Source organism: Pseudomonas sp. AC239 (genome assembly GCF_979258545.1).
In genome coordinates, this window is sequence record NZ_OZ409864.1 from 926683 (window position 1) to 942925 (window position 16243).

Genomic DNA, 16243 nt, shown 5'->3' on the forward strand with positions numbered 1-16243 from the left:
GGAGATACAAAATGAACGATTTTACTCTGAATGCTGAAGTGCGTTCCGACCTGGGGAAAGGTGCGAGCCGCCGCCTGCGTCGTCTCGCAAGCCTGGTTCCAGCTGTAGTTTACGGTGGCGACAAAGCCCCTGAATCCATCAGCATGCTGGCCAAAGAAGTTGCCAAACTGCTCGAAAACGAAGCGGCTTACAGCCACATCATCGAGCTGAACGTTGGTGGCACCAAGCAGAACGTCATCATCAAGGCTCTGCAGCGTCACCCGGCCAAAGGCCACGTGATGCACGCTGACTTCGTACGCGTTGTTGCCGGCCAGAAACTGACCGCCATCGTGCCTGTGCACTTTGTTGGCGAAGAAGCTCCAGTCAAGAAAGGCGGCGAAGTTTCGCACGTTGTTGCCGAGATCGAAGTTTCCTGCCTGCCAAAAGATCTGCCTGAGTTCATCGAAGTCGACCTGTCGAAAGCAGAAATCGGCACCATCATTCACCTGTCGGACCTCAAAGCTCCTAAAGGTGTTGAGTTCGTTGCTCTGGCACACGGCGATGACAAGGCTGTTGCCAACGTCCACGCTCCACGTGTAGCTGCAGAACCTACCGAAGAAGGCGCAGCAGAGTAATTCACTCTGTCATGCCGGAGTGAGCAAGTAACATCGCGGACTGGAACGTAGCGAGAAAGCGGGCGAGAACGCGGAGTTTACATCCATGGTAAATGAGCATTTTTCGTCCACTTTCGCCGCTTTCCCTGATCGCGGCGATGTTATCCACCACTCCAAGGAAGGGCCCCTATCGTGACTGCCATCAAACTGATCGTTGGCCTGGGAAATCCAGGCGCTGAATACGAACAGACCCGGCATAACGCAGGGGCCCTTTTTGTTGAGCGCATCGCCCACGCACAGAATGTGACTCTTGCGGCCGATCGCAAATATTTCGGCCTGACCGGGCGCTACTCGCATCAGGGTCAGGAAGTTCGTCTGCTGATTCCCACCACCTACATGAACCGCAGCGGCCAGGCCGTGGCGGCACTCGCCGGTTTCTTCCGCATCAAGCCTGAAGAAATCCTCGTGGCGCATGACGAACTCGACTTGCCTCCGGGCGTTGCCAAGCTCAAGCAGGGCGGCGGCCATGGCGGTCACAACGGGTTGCGCGACATCATTGCGCAACTGGGCAATCAGAATACGTTCTACCGCCTGCGGCTTGGCATCGGCCACCCGGGCGTTGCCAGTATGGTTTCAAATTTCGTCCTGGGTCGTGCGCCACGCGCCGAACAGGAAAAACTCGATGCCAGCATCGACTTTGCCCTCGGCGTGCTGCCGGATATCCTCGCCGGGGAATGGAACCGCGCGATGAAAAACCTGCACAGCCAGAAGGCCTGACTTTTACCCGAGGGGAAACACCATGGGATTCAATTGCGGCATCGTCGGCCTGCCTAACGTCGGCAAGTCCACCCTGTTCAACGCCCTGACCAAATCCGGTATCGCGGCCGAGAACTTCCCCTTCTGCACCATCGAGCCGAACAGCGGCATCGTGCCGATGCCGGATCCGCGCCTGGAAGCTCTGGCAGCCATCGTCAATCCGAAGCGCATCCTGCCGACCACCATGGAATTCGTCGACATCGCCGGCCTCGTCGCCGGCGCCTCGAAAGGTGAAGGCCTGGGCAACAAGTTCCTGGCCAACATCCGCGAAACCGACGCTATCGCTCACGTCGTGCGCTGCTTCGAAGACGACAACGTGATTCACGTTTCCAACAGCGTCGACCCGAAACGCGACATCGAAATCATCGACCTGGAACTGATCTTCGCCGACCTCGACAGCTGCGAGAAGCAACTGCAGAAAGTCGCGCGCAACGCCAAGGGCGGTGACAAGGACGCCGTGGTTCAGAAGGCGCTGCTCGAGCAACTGATCGCGCACTTCACCGAAGCCAAGCCTGCACGCAGCCTGATGAAGAACATGAGCGCTGACGAAAAGGCAGTGATCAAGGGCTTCCACCTGCTGACCACCAAACCGGTCATGTACATCGCCAACGTTGCCGAAGACGGTTTCGACAACAACCCGCACCTGGACGTGGTCAAGGCCATCGCCGAAGAAGAAGGCGCCATGGTCGTTCCGGTGTGCAACAAGATCGAAGCGGAAATCGCCGAGCTCGATGACGGCGAAGAGAAGGACATGTTCCTTGAGGCTCTGGGCCTGGAAGAGCCTGGCCTGAACCGCGTGATCCGCGCCGGCTACGAAATGCTGCACCTGCAGACCTACTTCACCGCCGGTGTCGAAGAAGTCCGCGCCTGGACCGTCAAGGTCGGTGCCACCGCACCACAGGCCGCTGGCGTGATCCACACCGACTTCGAAAAAGGCTTCATCCGTGCCGAAGTCATCGCCTACAACGACTTCATCCAGTACAAGGGCGAAGCCGGCGCCAAGGAAGCCGGCAAATGGCGCCTGGAAGGCAAGGATTACATCGTCAAGGACGGCGACGTGATGCACTTCCGTTTCAACGTCTAAGCAACAGCCGGGCAAGAAAAAGCCGCGTTTGATACGCGGCTTTTTTGTGCCTGAAATTCAGTGACTGCGTACATTTCCCTGGGGGAGCGAGCCTGCTCGCGAATGCGGCGTGTCAGCTAAGCATTCGTCAACTGACCCACCCATTCGCGAGCAGGCTCGCTCCCACAGTTCGATTCGTCTGATCACGCCTTTTTAGTACGCGGCAGGAAGATCGCCAACACACCAAACAACGGCAGAAACGAGCACAGGAAATACACGTACTCAATCCCGTGCACATCCGCCAGATGCCCGAGCAGCGCTGCGCCAATCCCGCCGAAACCAAACATCAGACCGAAGAAAATCCCGGCAATCATCCCGACATTACCCGGCACCAGTTCCTGCGCGTACACCACGATCGCCGAGAATGCCGACGCCAGAATGAAGCCGATCACCACGCTGAGAATGCTGGTCCAGAACAGATCGACATGCGGCAGGATCAAGGTGAATGGCGCCACCCCCAGGATGGAAAACCAGATGACTGCCTTGCGCCCGATCTTGTCGCCAATCGGCCCGCCGAAGAACGTCCCCGCCGCCACTGCGCCCAGGAAAAGGAACAGATGCAATTGCGAACTGGCCACCGACAGGTCGAACTTCTCGATCAGGTAGAAGGTGAAGTAGCTGGTAAAACTGGCCATGTAGAAATACTTGGAGAACACCAGCAGCCCCAGCACCACCAGCGCACTGGTCACCCTGCCCTTCGACAAGCCGTGCGTCGCCGCCTGGCCGGCCTTGAGCTTGAACAGGTTGAGGTGATTGGCGTACCAGCGGCTGATGCGGTACAGCACAAACAGCGCAAACACTGCGAACAGACCGAACCACGCCACATTGCCCTGGCCGAAGGGAATGATGATCGCCGCCGCCAGCAACGGGCCGAACGCGGAGCCGGCATTGCCGCCCACCTGAAAGGTCGACTGCGCCAGACCAAACCGGCCGCCCGAGGCCAGCCGCGCAACACGCGAGGCTTCCGGGTGAAAGGTCGACGAGCCGATACCAATCAGCGCCGCCGCCAGCAGAATCAATGGGAAGCTGCCGACCACCGACATCATCAGAATGCCGATCAAGGTACACACCGTGCCCGCCGGCAACAGCCACGGTTTGGGGTGGCGATCAGTGTGGTAACCGACCCACGGCTGCAACAGCGACGCGGTCAACTGGAAGGTCAAGGTGATCAGGCCGACCTGGGTGAAGGTCAGGCCATAGTTGGCCTTGAGCATCGGGTAGATCGACGGCAGAACCGACTGGATCAGGTCATTGATCAGATGCGCCAGCGCCACCGCGCCGATGATGCGCATCACCAAGGGGCTGCTTTGCGGAGCAGCGGTCGCCGAGGCAGCGGCGGTCTGAACGTTGCTGATAGCCATGGAAAATTCCGGACAGCAGATGGGGGCCCGCAGGCAGGTGCGTCAATGTGCCATTTTTCGGTGCGCTCGCGCTATCCCCTTAGGCAGCTAACTAACTGACTGGTCGTCGAGCAAACGGTGATAGCGCAACGCCATGGTCTGAATCTTGCCTTGCTTCTGCCCTTGAACACGATCGCCTTACAAAGGCGCTCGACAATGGGAAGTTTCGCTACAGAGCCGGCCTACAGAGCGGGCATGGGTGAACTTTCGAGGCCTTTTAGAGGGCACAGGTCGCAGCCGCAAGGTTCGCGATGCACGCCAATGGTGCGTGGTGTCCAGAGGAGTCATGAGGCATGCAGGCTTTCCTTTCACCGGGGATCAAATTGCTGGGGCGGTTTGGCTTCGCAGGTAAATTCCAATTGTTGTTTCTGCTGTTCATTCTGCCGCTGGCCGGCAGCCTGTTGATGATCGGCCATGACTATCGCGAGAAGCTCAATCTGATCTCCGGCGAACGTGCCGGTGTGCGTCAATTGCTCGCGCTGGATGCGCTGGACAACCTGCTCGCCGCGCAACGCGACCGCGCCGCCCGCTGGCGCGCCACCGAGACCAATCGTCAGCCGACACCGGCCACCCTCGCCGCCATGGCTGCCTTCGATGGCGTGCAACCGGCGGTGCTGCAAGCCACCACCGAGCTGGGCAATGCCCTGAACCAGCAAGGCGCCGACGGCGCAATCCTCGAGCGCTATCAGGCGCTGCAAACCGCACTCAATGGCCTTGATTCGAAAAGCCTTAGCAGTGTCGGCTGGTGGCCGGACGGTTATGACCGCTTCACCAATGCCCTGGGCGCGCTGCAAGCGTTGCGCGAGCAGATCGTCATGGACAATCGCCTGACCCTCGCGCCGTGGCTGGAAACCTACCTGCTGACGCAAATATCCACACAACATGCGCCGGACCTGATCGAGCGGGTCGGGCGTCTCGCCGCAGTCGGCCAGGCTTCGGTCGTTTCCGGGCAGTTCACCCTGCAGAGCCGCCTGCAGTTGCGCGACCTGCGCAGTCGCATCGGGGACGCCCGCGAGCAACTGGTGAAAACCGCCGGCCTGCTGGAGGCGCGTCTGCCAGCCGAGCTGCAAGCCTGGGCTGGCCAGTATCACGACAGCCTGAAACACCTCGACAGCGGCCTGAAAGTCCTCGACGACGGTGTGTTTGGCGGCAGCATCAACCTCAAGCCAGAGGACTTCGAACGCAGCCTCGACGCGCTGCTCACCGACCTCGCTTCCCTGCGCCAGCAATCCCTGGTCGCGCTGGATCAGCGGCTTGATGCGTATTACAGCTCGGCGATCCGCCAGTTCATTGTTGTCGCCGCAATCTTCGGTTGCCTGCTGTTGGCCGCGTTGTACCTGTTCGTCTGCCTGCAAGCCTCGATCCGCCGCAGTGCCAGCGGCATCACCTTGCTCGCTGAGGCCTTGCGCGACGGCAACCTGAGCCTGCAAGTGCCGGTGGTGGGGCGCGATGAGCTGGCAGCGATCAGCACCGCGCTCAACGTCGCCGTGGTGCAGCTGCGCAGCAGCATGCTCGGCGTCGACCACGAGACCTCGCAGTTGAGCAACGCGGTGCGCAGCCTCAACCAACACTCCAGCGGCGCGCTCGGTGAAGTTGAGGCGCAGCAGTTGCAGATCAGCCAGATCGCCGCTGCCGCCACGCAATTGGCCGCGACCTCGCAAGGCGTCGCGCAGAGTTGCGAACAGGCTTCCGGCAGCGCCCAGCAAACCCGGCGCATCGCCGCCGACAGCAGCCGCGACAGCCAGCGCACCACGGCCAGCATTCAGCAGCTCAATCAGCGCCTGAACGACACCGCCGCGGCGCTGGGCCGGGTCAGCGAGCAAGGCCAGCAGATTCAACTGGTCGTGGACACCATTCGCGGCGTCGCCGAGCAGACCAACCTGCTCGCACTCAACGCCGCCATCGAAGCCGCCCGCGCCGGCGAACAGGGTCGCGGCTTTGCCGTGGTCGCCGACGAGGTGCGCAGCCTCTCGCAACGCACGCAATCGTCCACCGCGCAGATCGCCGGCACCGTCGACAGCCTGCGCGCTACGGTCAACGAAGCGGTGAGCCTGATGGAAGCCGCGTGCGGGCAGGCGCAGTCGGATGCCGAAGCGGTCACCGGCCTCGGGGAACGTCTGGGTGAAATCGCCAGCGCCGTGCAGAGCGTAACCGACACCCTCGCGCAGATCGCCACGGCGGTTGAAGAGCAGGCGAGCACCGCCGATGAAGTCAGCGGCAATATCCAACAGGTCGATCAGGCCGCCGTGCGTTTGCTTGAAGGTGCACGGGCGGTGAACCTCGCGGCGGATACCTTGAGCCAGGGCAGCGAAGCCTTGAGCGCCAATACCGCCCGATTCCGCCTGCGATGACGCCCTCCCCGGCCCCGATTTTCGGGGCTGGAGGATAAGCGGTTGAAAACAGGAAGAAATATTTTAGATTTACGCTTGACGCTTTTCCATTTCAGGGGAATAATGCGCGCCACTTGGCTACATAGCTCAGTTGGTTAGAGCATAGCATTCATAATGCTGGGGTCCGGGGTTCAAGTCCCTGTGTAGCCACCAAGTACTAAAAACGGCTTACCGAAAGGTAGGCCGTTTTTTTATGCCTGCAATAATCTTCCCTCCGGTTCCCCACCAACAGAAGGTCTATCTTCAGCCCTTTCGATTGATCAGTGGGCTCGCAGCCGCTCATCCGTCAGACGTTCTTACAGTTTGCAATTCGCCTTTTTTCACATAAGCCAAATATCAAATTCAAAATAATGCCTTCCTCACAACCAGGCTTTTAGCCAGGCATTACAGGCCCCACCCGCCATAATATTCTAAATAATCAAAAGCGCTATTTCAGAAAAAACGCCGCTATCCCTTGAGGGTTAGCGGCGTTTTTCCTACGCAACTGGCGTTGCGGCTGTACTTGGACGATTCATCTATTCCGCTGTAATCACCAGACACCCTTTCATCACACGCACTTTGACGTTCTCGTTCACCTCGAATCCTGCCTGCCGTAACCACAGGCCGCGCAGTCTGATCCAGGGTACGGGTTTGGCGGGGCTGTAGGTTTTTTCCTTGGTGTGGACCGGGTAAAAATCTGCGGCGATTTTCAACCGGCGTTCAGTGATGGGGGTTGATGTCGTATGATTGGTTTTAGCCATGGTTCAGCTCCTTCTAAGCTGCTTCGTGGTTAGCGGGCCAGGGTGTTCGCGCACCTTGGTTCCGCGTTCTTTGGGTTACTTCAAACTTCTGTTTCTTCGTTGCTCGTTTTGGTCCCTGCCTGTGCGATCAGCGCGTCAAGCATCTGCGCAATCACCTTCTGTTGGACCTTCGAAAGCTCATTGATGGACTGCAGCCTTCGATACCACGTCGAGGTCAAGCTGCGCCTGGGCGTCTCCGTGTACGAGGGAACCCCGAGCAGGTCTTCAACGGGAACGCGAAGCGCAAATGCCATCTTCACCAGTGTCGTGACCGGCATGCTGCGCGTGCCCTCCTCGTAACCCTGAAAGGTCTGCCGGGAAAGACCTAAAGCCCTTGCAAACCGCGTCTGTGTTATCTCGTGCACCGTGCGTAAATGTGCAATGCGACTGCCCAACGCCATCAGAAAATCACGATCCTCATTGGAAATGCTCATGACAGCGGCCGACTGAAAATAAAATCGAATGGCAACGGACTCATCCTCTTCATCTGATATCCATCCTGGAAAAACTACAGAAACCATCCTCAGGCAACGCCGCGTAGGCTGTCGACCTGAATAATCTGTAAGAGAAATCCGGCGTAGTCAGCGATTCAAAGGAAAAGACTACAGGCGCGACCGACGATAATTTCGCCTGACCCAGGCGCAAAACCGATTGACTGAGATAGCCCTGTAGGAAGCAGGCTTTGCTCACGTAAGAACTGGATTTTTCATCACTTCAAGCACCCGCCCCTCTCTCCCCGAATTGCCCTTCGACCGACAAGCTCCCCTGGCTCGATTCAGCGCCATGCAGGGAGTTGGCATGCCTCCATACAAATACCTTCTCGACGATGACTGGTTTTTAAATCCGTATAGCGGTGGCAGGGCCTGGTTTACTTTGCTTCCACCGAAAGCGCCGGAGCCGGTGTACATCGAGAAGGATGAGTGGCCTGCGCCCAAGCCAGGCGAAGACAAGGTATTTGCCAAGTCCTGCACGCCGGACAACTGGTGTCGCACGGACGCTGGCACTGCCAAGGAGCCAGCCAGCAACTTCGGCAACATCATGGTCGCCGGCGCCATGCTCATGCCATCCGCCAGCACCGCGATCGCGACGGCAATAGGCGCCGACCTGGCTTTGGGGCGTCTGGCCGGCGGCGGGATTTTGCAACAGCGCCTGAACTGGGCCATCCGTGGCGCCGGCGGGCCGGCCAGCGTGTTTGTGCTGGGAATGCTGCCGAACAAAATGGCCGACGGCACGCTTCACACGACTAAGAACTAAGAAAATAGCACCGCCTGAGCTACCGCTTTCGCGAGCAGGCTCGCTCCAACGAGGGCATCGTTTTCGGCCAATCGATTGGCGCGGCCGCTGAGCGGGAGGGCTGTAATCCTCACGCAGTTTGCACCCCGCCGGCCCGCTCGATAAAGTCCCCCAAGACTTCTACCCCACGGACGGAGAGCCCGCGTGTTTCCAGCCCAGCCTTTGAAGCGCTTTCGCCTGCCAGCCCTGACACTGCTTGTCAGCGCTCTGACCCTCACCGCATGCAACGCCCCGCCCTCTTCCTCGTTGCCGCTGGCACCGGAAGCCGCTTCCGGTTACCGCACTGATCTGCAAACCCGACACGCCAATAAACACATGGCCGCTGCTGCCAATCCACTCGCGGCCGAAGCCGGGCGGGAGATGTTGCGTCAGGGTGGTTCGGCGATTGATGCGGCGATTGCGATGCAGGCGGTGTTGACGCTGGTTGAGCCGCAGTCTTCCGGGATCGGTGGCGGGGCGATGATTGTGTTGTGGGATGGCAAGCAGGTGCGCACCTATGACGGCCGCGAAACGGCGCCGGCCGGGGCCACCGAGAAGCTGTTCCTGAAGGCTGACGGTAAACCGATGGCCTTTACGCAAGCGCAGATTGGCGGACGTTCGGTCGGTACGCCCGGGGTATTGCGTGCGCTGGAACTGGCGCATCGACAACACGGTCGCTTGCCGTGGGCGAAGCTGTTTGAGCCGGCGATCAAATTGGCCGAGCAAGGCTTTGCGATTTCCCCGCGTCTACATTCGCTGCTGACTGCCGATCCACTGATACGCCAGTCGCCAGACATGGCCGCGTACTTCCTGAATGACGATGGCAGCGTCAAAGCTGTCGGCACGCGCCTGCAGAACCCGAAGTTGGCCGCCGTGTTCAAACGTATCGCCAGCGAAGGTGCCGATGCGCTGTACAAAGGTCCGATCGCCGAAGAGATCGTCGCCAAGGTTCAACAGCACGCCAACCCCGGCAGCCTGTCGCTGAACGATTTGCAGCGCTATCAGGCCAAGGAACGCGCGCCGCTGTGTACCGACTACAAGCGTTGGCAGGTCTGCGGCATGCCGCCACCGTCGTCAGGCGGGATCGCCGTGGCGCAGATTCTCGGCACGTTGCAGGCGCTGGAGACTCGCGATCCACGCCTGTCGCTGACTCCACTCAAACCAGTGAACACCAATAAGCCGGCCGGCATCGAACCGGCGCCGCAAGCGGTGCACCTGATCGCCGAGGCTGAACGTCTGGCCTATGCCGATCGCGCGCAATACGTGGCCGACACCGACTTCGTCCCGGTGCCGGTCAAAGGTCTGCTCGATCCTGCCTACCTGGCCAGCCGCGCCAGCCTGATCGGCGAGCGCAGCATGGGCAGCGCCAAACCGGGCACACCGCCGGGCGTACAGGTTGCCTACGCACCGGACCGCTCGCCGTTGCGCATCTCGACTTCGCAAGTGGTCGCGGTTGATGATCTCGGCGGCGCCGTGTCGATGACCACCACCATCGAAGCCGCGTTCGGCTCGCACCTGATGGTTCAAGGTTTTCTGCTGAACAACCAGATGACCGACTTCTCGTTCATCCCCGAAGAGAACGGGCAGAATGTCGCGAACCGCGTCGAACCGGGCAAGCGCCCACGTTCATCGATGGCGCCGACACTGATTTTTGATCGCAACAGCGGCGAATTCGTCGCCACGGTCGGCTCCCCCGGCGGCTCGCAAATCATCGAATACGTGGCGAAAACCACCATCGGCCTGCTCGACTGGAACCTCGATGCACAAAGTGCGATCAACCTGCCCAATTTCGGCAGCCGCAACGGCCCCACCGAATTGGAACAGGGACAGTTCAGCCCGGCGCTGATTCAGGCACTCAAGGACAAGGGCCACACGCTCAGCGAAATCGACATGACCAGCGGCACCCAGGCGATCGTGCGGGTGAAGGATGCGCTGGGGAAAGCATCACTGGAAGGCGGCGCGGATCCACGGCGTGAAGGGGAAGCGTTGGGGGATTGAGATTACGACGTAAAAAAGGCTTACTGCAAGGTAAGCCTTTTTATAGAGCATTCAAACATTTCAAATAAAAATTACAACATATTCACAACCTCTTCCAGCCTCTCATTGTATGCGGCAACTTGTAGCTGGTTATCTTCCGACCGATCAACGCGATAAGGCTCTTCACTATCAGGCTGAGAGTAACGATTCCCCGTCTGAATAGACGACATATCAATTCCGTTAAAATCGCAAATTAGCCCCAATCGTTGTAGCGACCATATATATGTTGATGTAATAGTAGCAGGCTGTCCCAGCCGAGTTAATTGCTTTTGAACCTCCCCATCTACATTACTGATCGCTTGTCGGTGCAACTGCTGAGGCCTGGAGTAACGCGGCTCGCCTATGCCGGATCGGGATGTAGTCATATTACTAATGAGCACACCCAACTCAGGAACATCTACATTAGGAATATTTAAGCCTTGATCTCGAAGATCAAACCAAGGTTTAGGATACAGTGCAAGCTCTCGCTGAAGATCATCCTTCAAGCTAACACCCGGGCTGTGCAAAAACTCCAAGCTACGATAAATTGCGTATTGACTTGCTTGAGAGGAAGGCGAATAAGCCATGATCAGCTTATCTGCGGCAAGTAGTCCCAAGTGAGTGGTCACAACGGAGTAATACGGGTCCGTGTCTATAAATATAACCACTCCTGGCATTGTCGATTCTAGGGACTCAACTGCCACCCTTAGAAAGGATCGAGTTAAAATAAATCGTGAATATTGAGCACCAGAAGGAACCACCCCTCCTCGTTTGGGCGGTTGAGGCATACTCTCAATATCTTGAGTTATCCTCTCCAAGTCGAAATCGCCACAAAACAAACTTAAATTATCAGGCAAAGGCAAACTATCAGTACTGCGAATGGTATTAGGGTGAGTCAGAAAATTGGTCGGATCAGGAAAACCTAAGCCAACAGGAACATCCCGAACACACTCACGCAAGTATTGATAGATAGTACGCCTTGGCACACCACCCATTACATCTAGAATTTTAGACTCACCATCACCGCGCCCGCCACCTAGGACCATCCGAGATACGTCACACTGAGGACTTAAATCGACTATCACTACTGGCCTTTGCGGGTTCAACCTCGCAAACTTCGAAGCAAGTTGAAATGACAGAGTAGATTTACCTATCCCACCTTTGTTCGCCCACAACACATAACTGCTCATAATCGCCCCAAACCCTGGCCTCAATAAGACCAAATTATAATCCTGGTTTATTCTTCCATCACAACAAAAAACAGATAAAGCATAACTTAACCGATAAAAAAATCACGATTAATTTGAGCTAATTTTTCATAAAAAATCACCAAACCCATATTCCTAGTAAGCTCCCAGTGTCTTAGCAAACTTCAGCGATTCGCCACCAAATGCACCCCAAACAGCAAATAGCACCCACCTGCCAATCGATCCAGCCACTGGCGTGACCGCTCGTAGACACCGGCAACCCGGCGGCTGGCGAAGAACAGGGCGACGCTGCAATACCAGCTGAACGACAGCGTGGCCATGGTCAGCACGGCCAGCGCCAGCAGCAGCGGTGGTACATGGGCCGGCATGGCAGTGGCGAAGATGGTGGCGACAAAGAGTGCCGATTTCGGGTTAGTCATATTGCCGAGGAAACCGCGAGCGTAGACGCCGGAATAAGTCTGCCGGGGCGCAGCCGGTGTACCGGGGGCAACCGTCGCCTTGCGCATGAATTGCTTCAGCCCCAGATAAATCAGGTAGCAACCGCCGGCAATCTTGAAGCCCAGATAGAGGGTCGGCGCGGCGCTGAACAACGTCTTGATTCCCAAGCCGCCGGCAAGGCCCCACAGCACCGTGCCGGTGGCCACACCCAGCGCAGCCACCACGCCATGTCGGCGCGAGTGACTGGCCGCGAGTTGCGCGATGTTGAAGAAATTTGGCCCGGGCGTGACCACCGCCACTGACCACAACAGCGCCAGCGACAGCAACGGGGCAAGATAACCGGCAACAGAAACGTCCATGAGCGTTGCGCCTGAGCAGTGGAATGAAGCCTCTACATTGCTACATCCGCTGACGGTTTTCCATCAACGTCATTTAAACCGCCAACGTCTTGCCATCCACCCCATCCCCAATCTTCAGGAAATGCCCGCCCGCAACGTGATGCAGCGTGCGCAATCCATCCTGCCCTTCGAAATGCCAGCGGCCGTCGCTGAACACTCGCTCGTCGGCCTGGGCGGCGATGACTTCGGCGAGGAACAGGTCGTATTGCTCGTGATTGCGCGGCTCCGGCAGCAGGCGGCATTCGAGCCAGGCGACACAGCCCTCGAGCAGCGGCGCTTCAACCTGTTCGCCAGCGAAGGTGTCTAGGCCGTACGCCTGAAACTTGTCCTGACCTTGGTTGCGGGTGATTTCCAGGCCGGAGGTGTTGCCGACGGTTTGCACGATATCGGCCTGATTGACGCAAGGCACATTCAGCACAAAAGTGCCGGAGGCTTCGAGCAACTGGCGGGTCCAGGTGGATTTGTCGAGGACGACGGCGACTTTCGGCGGTTCGAAATCCAGCGGCATGGCCCATGCGGCGGCCATGATGTTGCGTTGGCCGTCGTGAGCGGCGCTGACCAGCACGGTCGGCCCGTGGTTGAGCAGGCGGTAGGCTTTGTTCAGAGGCACCGGACGGCGGTGGGAGGCGCTCATGGGATCTGCTCCGGAGGAAAAGGAGCCGATTGTAGCGCTGCCACTGGAGAAACACAGAACCTGTGGGAGCGAGCCTGCTCGCGAAAGCGGTGTATCAGCCAACATTAACGTTAAATGTTGAATCGCCTTCGCGAGCAGGCTCGCTCCCACACTTGGTCAGTGTCGATCAGTGAGAAAGCTGATTGGCAAACTGCCCCACCGCATCCACCACTTTCTGCGCACCGTCCTGAATCTCGACAATCACCGTGCCTGCCTCCGCCGCCAACGCCAGGCCCTGTTCAGCCTGGAGCTTGCCGTCGGTCATCAGCGCCACGGCATTGCGGGCCATTTCCTGATTCTGCCGTACCACGCCAACGATTTCATCGGTCGCCTGGCTGGTGCGCGAGGCCAGCTGCCGGACCTCGTCCGCGACCACGGCAAAACCACGGCCCTGCTCGCCGGCGCGAGCGGCTTCGATGGCGGCGTTGAGCGCCAGCAGGTTGGTCTGTTCGGCAATGCCGCTGATGGTTTTGACGATGGTGCCGATCACCAGCGACTGCTCATTGAGCGCCTCGATACCTTCGCCGGCGGCTTGCATGTGCCGCGACAAATCACGCATCACGTTCACCGCTTCGGTGACCACCGTGGTGCCCCGTTGCGCGGTGCTGTCGGTTTGTTGCGAGGTGCTGTAAGCGATGCTCGCTGCATCGGCAACCGCCTGCTCGCGGTTGACCTGATCGGTGATCACCGTGGCAAATTTCACCACTTTGTACAGTCTGTCGTTGGCATCGACCACCGGGTTATAGGACGCCTCCAGCCACACCGTACGACCATGGCTGTCGATACGCTTGAAGCGGCCGGCGACGAATTCGCCGCTGTTCAAGCGCCGCCAGAAGTTCTGGTACTCGGCGCTGTTGTATTCTTCCGGTGCGCAGAACGTGCGGTGATGTTTGCCTTTGATCTGCGCCAGGCTGTAACCCATGCCGTTGAGGAAGCGATCATTGGCGCTGAGCACATTGCCGTTGAGGTCGAACTCGATCACGGCGGTGGAGCGCACCAGCGCGCCGATCAGGTTCTCATGCTCGCGGGAGGCTTCGATGGTGCGGGTCAGGTCGCTGGCGTAGAAGGAGATGTGTCTGATCCGGCCATCGGACGAGCGCACCGGTTGCACGATGGAACGCAGCCACGCCTCATCGCCATTGCCGCGCAACAGGCGCACGGCGCCGGCGAAGTGCTCGCCACGGCTCATCGAGTTTTTGAAGCGCTGATGGAATTCGTCGGTTTTGACGTGGGCCGGCACAATGTCTTCAATTGCCCGGCCGACCAGGTCCTGGCTCTTGTAGAGCATTTCATCGAGAAAATTCTGGTTGACCGAACGAATCCGCCCGTCGGGCTCAAGCGTCAGCGCGAGCATTTCGCTTTCCAGGCTTTCCTTCACTTGTACAAGGCTGGAGAGTTCTTCACGGAGAGCGGCCAGCTCTTGCTTCAAGCGTTTATTGAACATGGGAAAGCACCGATGGCAGGTAGTAAGCGGATACAACCTAGCCATCGGCCTTGCGCAGCTTTTCTGAAGCGGGCTCAAGACCCGTCAGTCGAAAATAGTCCGGCGCTGTCGGTTCAAGCCGCGCCGGCAGCCTGACACGGGCCGGTGCGCGGCATGCGCGCACCGAAATACGCCGCTGTCAGAATGCCCACCGCGCCCATCACTGCACAGAACATCACGCAGACCCACGGGCTCCACGGCATCAGACCAATCAGCAACAGCGGTGTGATACTTGCCCAGGCGGCGTAGGCAATGTTGTAGGTGAAGGAAATGCCCGACACGCGAATTCGCGCCGGAAAAAGCCCGACCATCACCGAAGGCACCGCCCCCACTACCCCACAAGCCAGGCCGGCGACCGCATAGGCCATGCCGATCCAATGCCCGCCCATGATCAGACAGCCATACAACACGCCAATGCCCAATGGCAGCAACAGGCTGTAGAGCATGACCGTGCGCCAGGCGCCGATGCGATCGACCAGCAGACCGGCGACCACGCAGCCAATGTTGAGAAAGACGATGCCCAAGGCACTGAGGCCGAAGGTGTGGCTGGCGGTCATGCCGAAGGTTTTCTGCATCATTGTCGGGGTGATGACGACGAACACCACCACTGCCGAGGTGAGTACGCAGGTGAGCAACATGGCCGGCAGCATGGCCAGACGATGTTCACGCAGCACCGTGCGCAACGGCAGCTCGACCCGCGCCTCGCGCTGCGCTTGCATGGCCATGAACACCGGGGTTTCGCTGAGCCAGCGGCGCAGATAAACGCCCACTACGCCGAACACGCCGCCGAGCAGAAACGGATAGCGCCAGGCGTAATCGAGAATTTCGGCGGGCGTGAATACCTGTGCGAGGAAGGTCGCGGTAAGTGCACCGATCAAGTAACCGAATGTCAGGCCGGCCTGCAAGAATCCGAGGGCGTAACCGCGATGGCCGGTCGGGGCATGCTCGGCGACGAACACCCAGGCACTCGGCACTTCACCACCCACCGCAGCGCCTTGCAGGATGCGCAGCGCCAGCAACAGCAAGGGCGCGAAATAGCCGATCTGCGCGTAGGTCGGCATGATCCCGATCAGCAGACACGGCAGCGCCATCATCAGGATGCTCAGGCTGAACACCTTTTTGCGCCCGAGACGGTCGGCGAAATGCGCCATCAGAATCCCGCCCAGCGGCCGTGCCAGATAACCGGTGACGAAGATGCCGAAACTCTGCAGCAAGCGCAGCCATTCAGGCATTTCCGGCGGGAAGAACAGCTGGCTCAGGGTCAGCGCGAAGAACACGAAAATGATGAAATCGTAGATTTCCAGCGCCCCGCCGAGCGCCGCAAGGCCGAGGGTCTTGTAGTCGGCACGGCTGAATGGCGCCGGTCGGGCTGGAGAATTGGCAGTCATGACAAAGAACTCAGGCATCGGCAAAAAAACCAAGGCGCTCATGGTCTACGCAAAAGCGCGGATCGACAACCCGTCAGACCATAGTCTCGGTTTGCGAAAACCTGCTCAACAAAAGGGCGGCGCTTGATTTACTGTTAGTGCCTGTCTGCTGGGCCACAGCTTACAAACCACCATCAATCCCTGTGGGAGCGAGCTTGCTCGCGAAGAGGCCGGTATATTCAACATCACTGTTGACTGACCTGACGCCTTCGCGAGCAAGCTCGCTC

15 protein-coding genes, 1 tRNA gene and 1 pseudogene are annotated in these 16243 nt (G+C 58.8%); 8 read left to right on the top strand and 9 right to left on the bottom strand.

The window, feature by feature from the left end:
• Nucleotides 1-11: 11 nt before the first annotated feature.
• From ACZ0AZ_RS04240 to ychF, 3 genes are all read left to right on the top strand, one after another.
• Complete coding sequence (locus ACZ0AZ_RS04240; RefSeq protein WP_039761263.1) at nt 12-614, top strand: 50S ribosomal protein L25/general stress protein Ctc; 603 nt, start codon at nt 12-14, stop codon at nt 612-614.
• A gap of 171 nt (nt 615-785) precedes the next feature.
• Nucleotides 786-1370 (top strand): aminoacyl-tRNA hydrolase, encoded by a 585-nt coding sequence (pth, locus tag ACZ0AZ_RS04245; RefSeq protein ID WP_129997687.1) that lies wholly within the window; start codon nt 786-788, stop codon nt 1368-1370.
• A gap of 22 nt (nt 1371-1392) precedes the next feature.
• Nucleotides 1393-2493, top strand: a complete 1101-nt coding sequence (ychF, locus tag ACZ0AZ_RS04250; RefSeq protein ID WP_039761260.1) for a redox-regulated ATPase YchF — start codon at nt 1393-1395, stop codon at nt 2491-2493.
• A gap of 182 nt (nt 2494-2675) precedes the next feature.
• Here ychF and ACZ0AZ_RS04255 read toward each other — a convergent pair whose 3' ends face one another.
• Nucleotides 2676-3893, bottom strand: a complete 1218-nt coding sequence (locus tag ACZ0AZ_RS04255; RefSeq protein WP_039761258.1) for an MFS transporter — start codon at nt 3891-3893, stop codon at nt 2676-2678.
• Between the two features lie 332 nt (nt 3894-4225).
• On the opposite strand from ACZ0AZ_RS04255, the gene ACZ0AZ_RS04260 reads away from it, so the two are divergent.
• Nucleotides 4226-6283: a methyl-accepting chemotaxis protein gene (locus ACZ0AZ_RS04260; protein WP_463538752.1), complete on the top strand. Its 2058-nt coding sequence runs from the start codon at nt 4226-4228 to the stop codon at nt 6281-6283.
• A 115-nt stretch (nt 6284-6398) separates the two neighbouring features.
• Nucleotides 6399-6475: transfer RNA gene (locus tag ACZ0AZ_RS04265), tRNA-Met, on the top strand.
• 362 nt (nt 6476-6837) lie between these two features.
• Here ACZ0AZ_RS04265 and ACZ0AZ_RS04270 read toward each other — a convergent pair.
• Both ACZ0AZ_RS04270 and ACZ0AZ_RS04275 read right to left on the bottom strand, forming a co-directional pair.
• Nucleotides 6838-7062 carry a SymE family type I addiction module toxin gene (locus tag ACZ0AZ_RS04270; RefSeq protein ID WP_039761255.1) on the bottom strand — a complete coding sequence of 75 codons (225 nt, stop codon included), beginning with the start codon at nt 7060-7062 and terminating at the stop codon, nt 6838-6840.
• Between the two features lie 80 nt (nt 7063-7142).
• Nucleotides 7143-7535, bottom strand: coding sequence for a helix-turn-helix domain-containing protein (locus tag ACZ0AZ_RS04275; protein WP_235374486.1), 393 nt, complete (start codon nt 7533-7535; stop codon nt 7143-7145).
• Between the two features lie 364 nt (nt 7536-7899).
• Between ACZ0AZ_RS04275 and ACZ0AZ_RS04280 the strand changes: the two genes are divergently transcribed.
• Together ACZ0AZ_RS04280 and ggt are read left to right on the top strand one after the other, a co-directional pair.
• Complete coding sequence (locus tag ACZ0AZ_RS04280; RefSeq protein WP_039761252.1) at nt 7900-8355, top strand: hypothetical protein; 456 nt, start codon at nt 7900-7902, stop codon at nt 8353-8355.
• Between the two features lie 183 nt (nt 8356-8538).
• On the top strand, nt 8539-10371 hold the full coding sequence (ggt, locus tag ACZ0AZ_RS04285; protein ID WP_463538753.1) for a gamma-glutamyltransferase: 1833 nt from the start codon (nt 8539-8541) through the stop codon (nt 10369-10371).
• 71 nt (nt 10372-10442) lie between these two features.
• Here the strand turns inward: ggt and ACZ0AZ_RS04290 are convergent, their stop codons facing one another.
• The 6 genes and pseudogenes from ACZ0AZ_RS04290 to ACZ0AZ_RS04315 all read right to left on the bottom strand — a co-directional run bounded on the left by ACZ0AZ_RS04290 (nt 10443) and on the right by ACZ0AZ_RS04315 (nt 15977).
• Entirely contained in the window at nt 10443-11579 is a 1137-nt protein-coding gene (locus ACZ0AZ_RS04290) for a ParA family protein (protein WP_463538754.1), read from the bottom strand.
• A 182-nt stretch (nt 11580-11761) separates the two neighbouring features.
• The gene (locus ACZ0AZ_RS04295) at nt 11762-12394 is read right to left on the bottom strand and encodes a LysE family translocator (RefSeq protein ID WP_463538755.1); all 633 of its coding nucleotides are present in this window, start codon (nt 12392-12394) and stop codon (nt 11762-11764) included.
• 73 nt (nt 12395-12467) lie between these two features.
• Nucleotides 12468-13067: a flavin reductase family protein gene (locus ACZ0AZ_RS04300; protein WP_039761250.1), complete on the bottom strand. Its 600-nt coding sequence runs from the start codon at nt 13065-13067 to the stop codon at nt 12468-12470.
• A 166-nt stretch (nt 13068-13233) separates the two neighbouring features.
• A complete protein-coding gene (locus ACZ0AZ_RS04305) occupies nt 13234-13842 on the bottom strand; it encodes a methyl-accepting chemotaxis protein (protein ID WP_370695150.1) in 609 nt (202 codons plus the stop codon).
• Nucleotides 13822-14595, bottom strand: a pseudogene (locus tag ACZ0AZ_RS04310) (PAS domain-containing protein); the annotation flags it as partial. The pseudogene ACZ0AZ_RS04310 and the gene ACZ0AZ_RS04305, both read right to left, overlap by 21 nt.
• A 68-nt stretch (nt 14596-14663) precedes the next feature.
• Nucleotides 14664-15977: an MFS transporter gene (locus ACZ0AZ_RS04315; protein WP_129997693.1), complete on the bottom strand. Its 1314-nt coding sequence runs from the start codon at nt 15975-15977 to the stop codon at nt 14664-14666.
• Between ACZ0AZ_RS04315 and ACZ0AZ_RS04320 the strand changes: the two genes are divergently transcribed.
• Nucleotides 15976-16104, top strand: coding sequence for a hypothetical protein (locus ACZ0AZ_RS04320; protein ID WP_463538756.1), 129 nt, complete (start codon nt 15976-15978; stop codon nt 16102-16104). The genes ACZ0AZ_RS04315 and ACZ0AZ_RS04320 overlap by 2 nt on opposite strands.
• Nucleotides 16105-16243 lie beyond the last annotated feature (139 nt).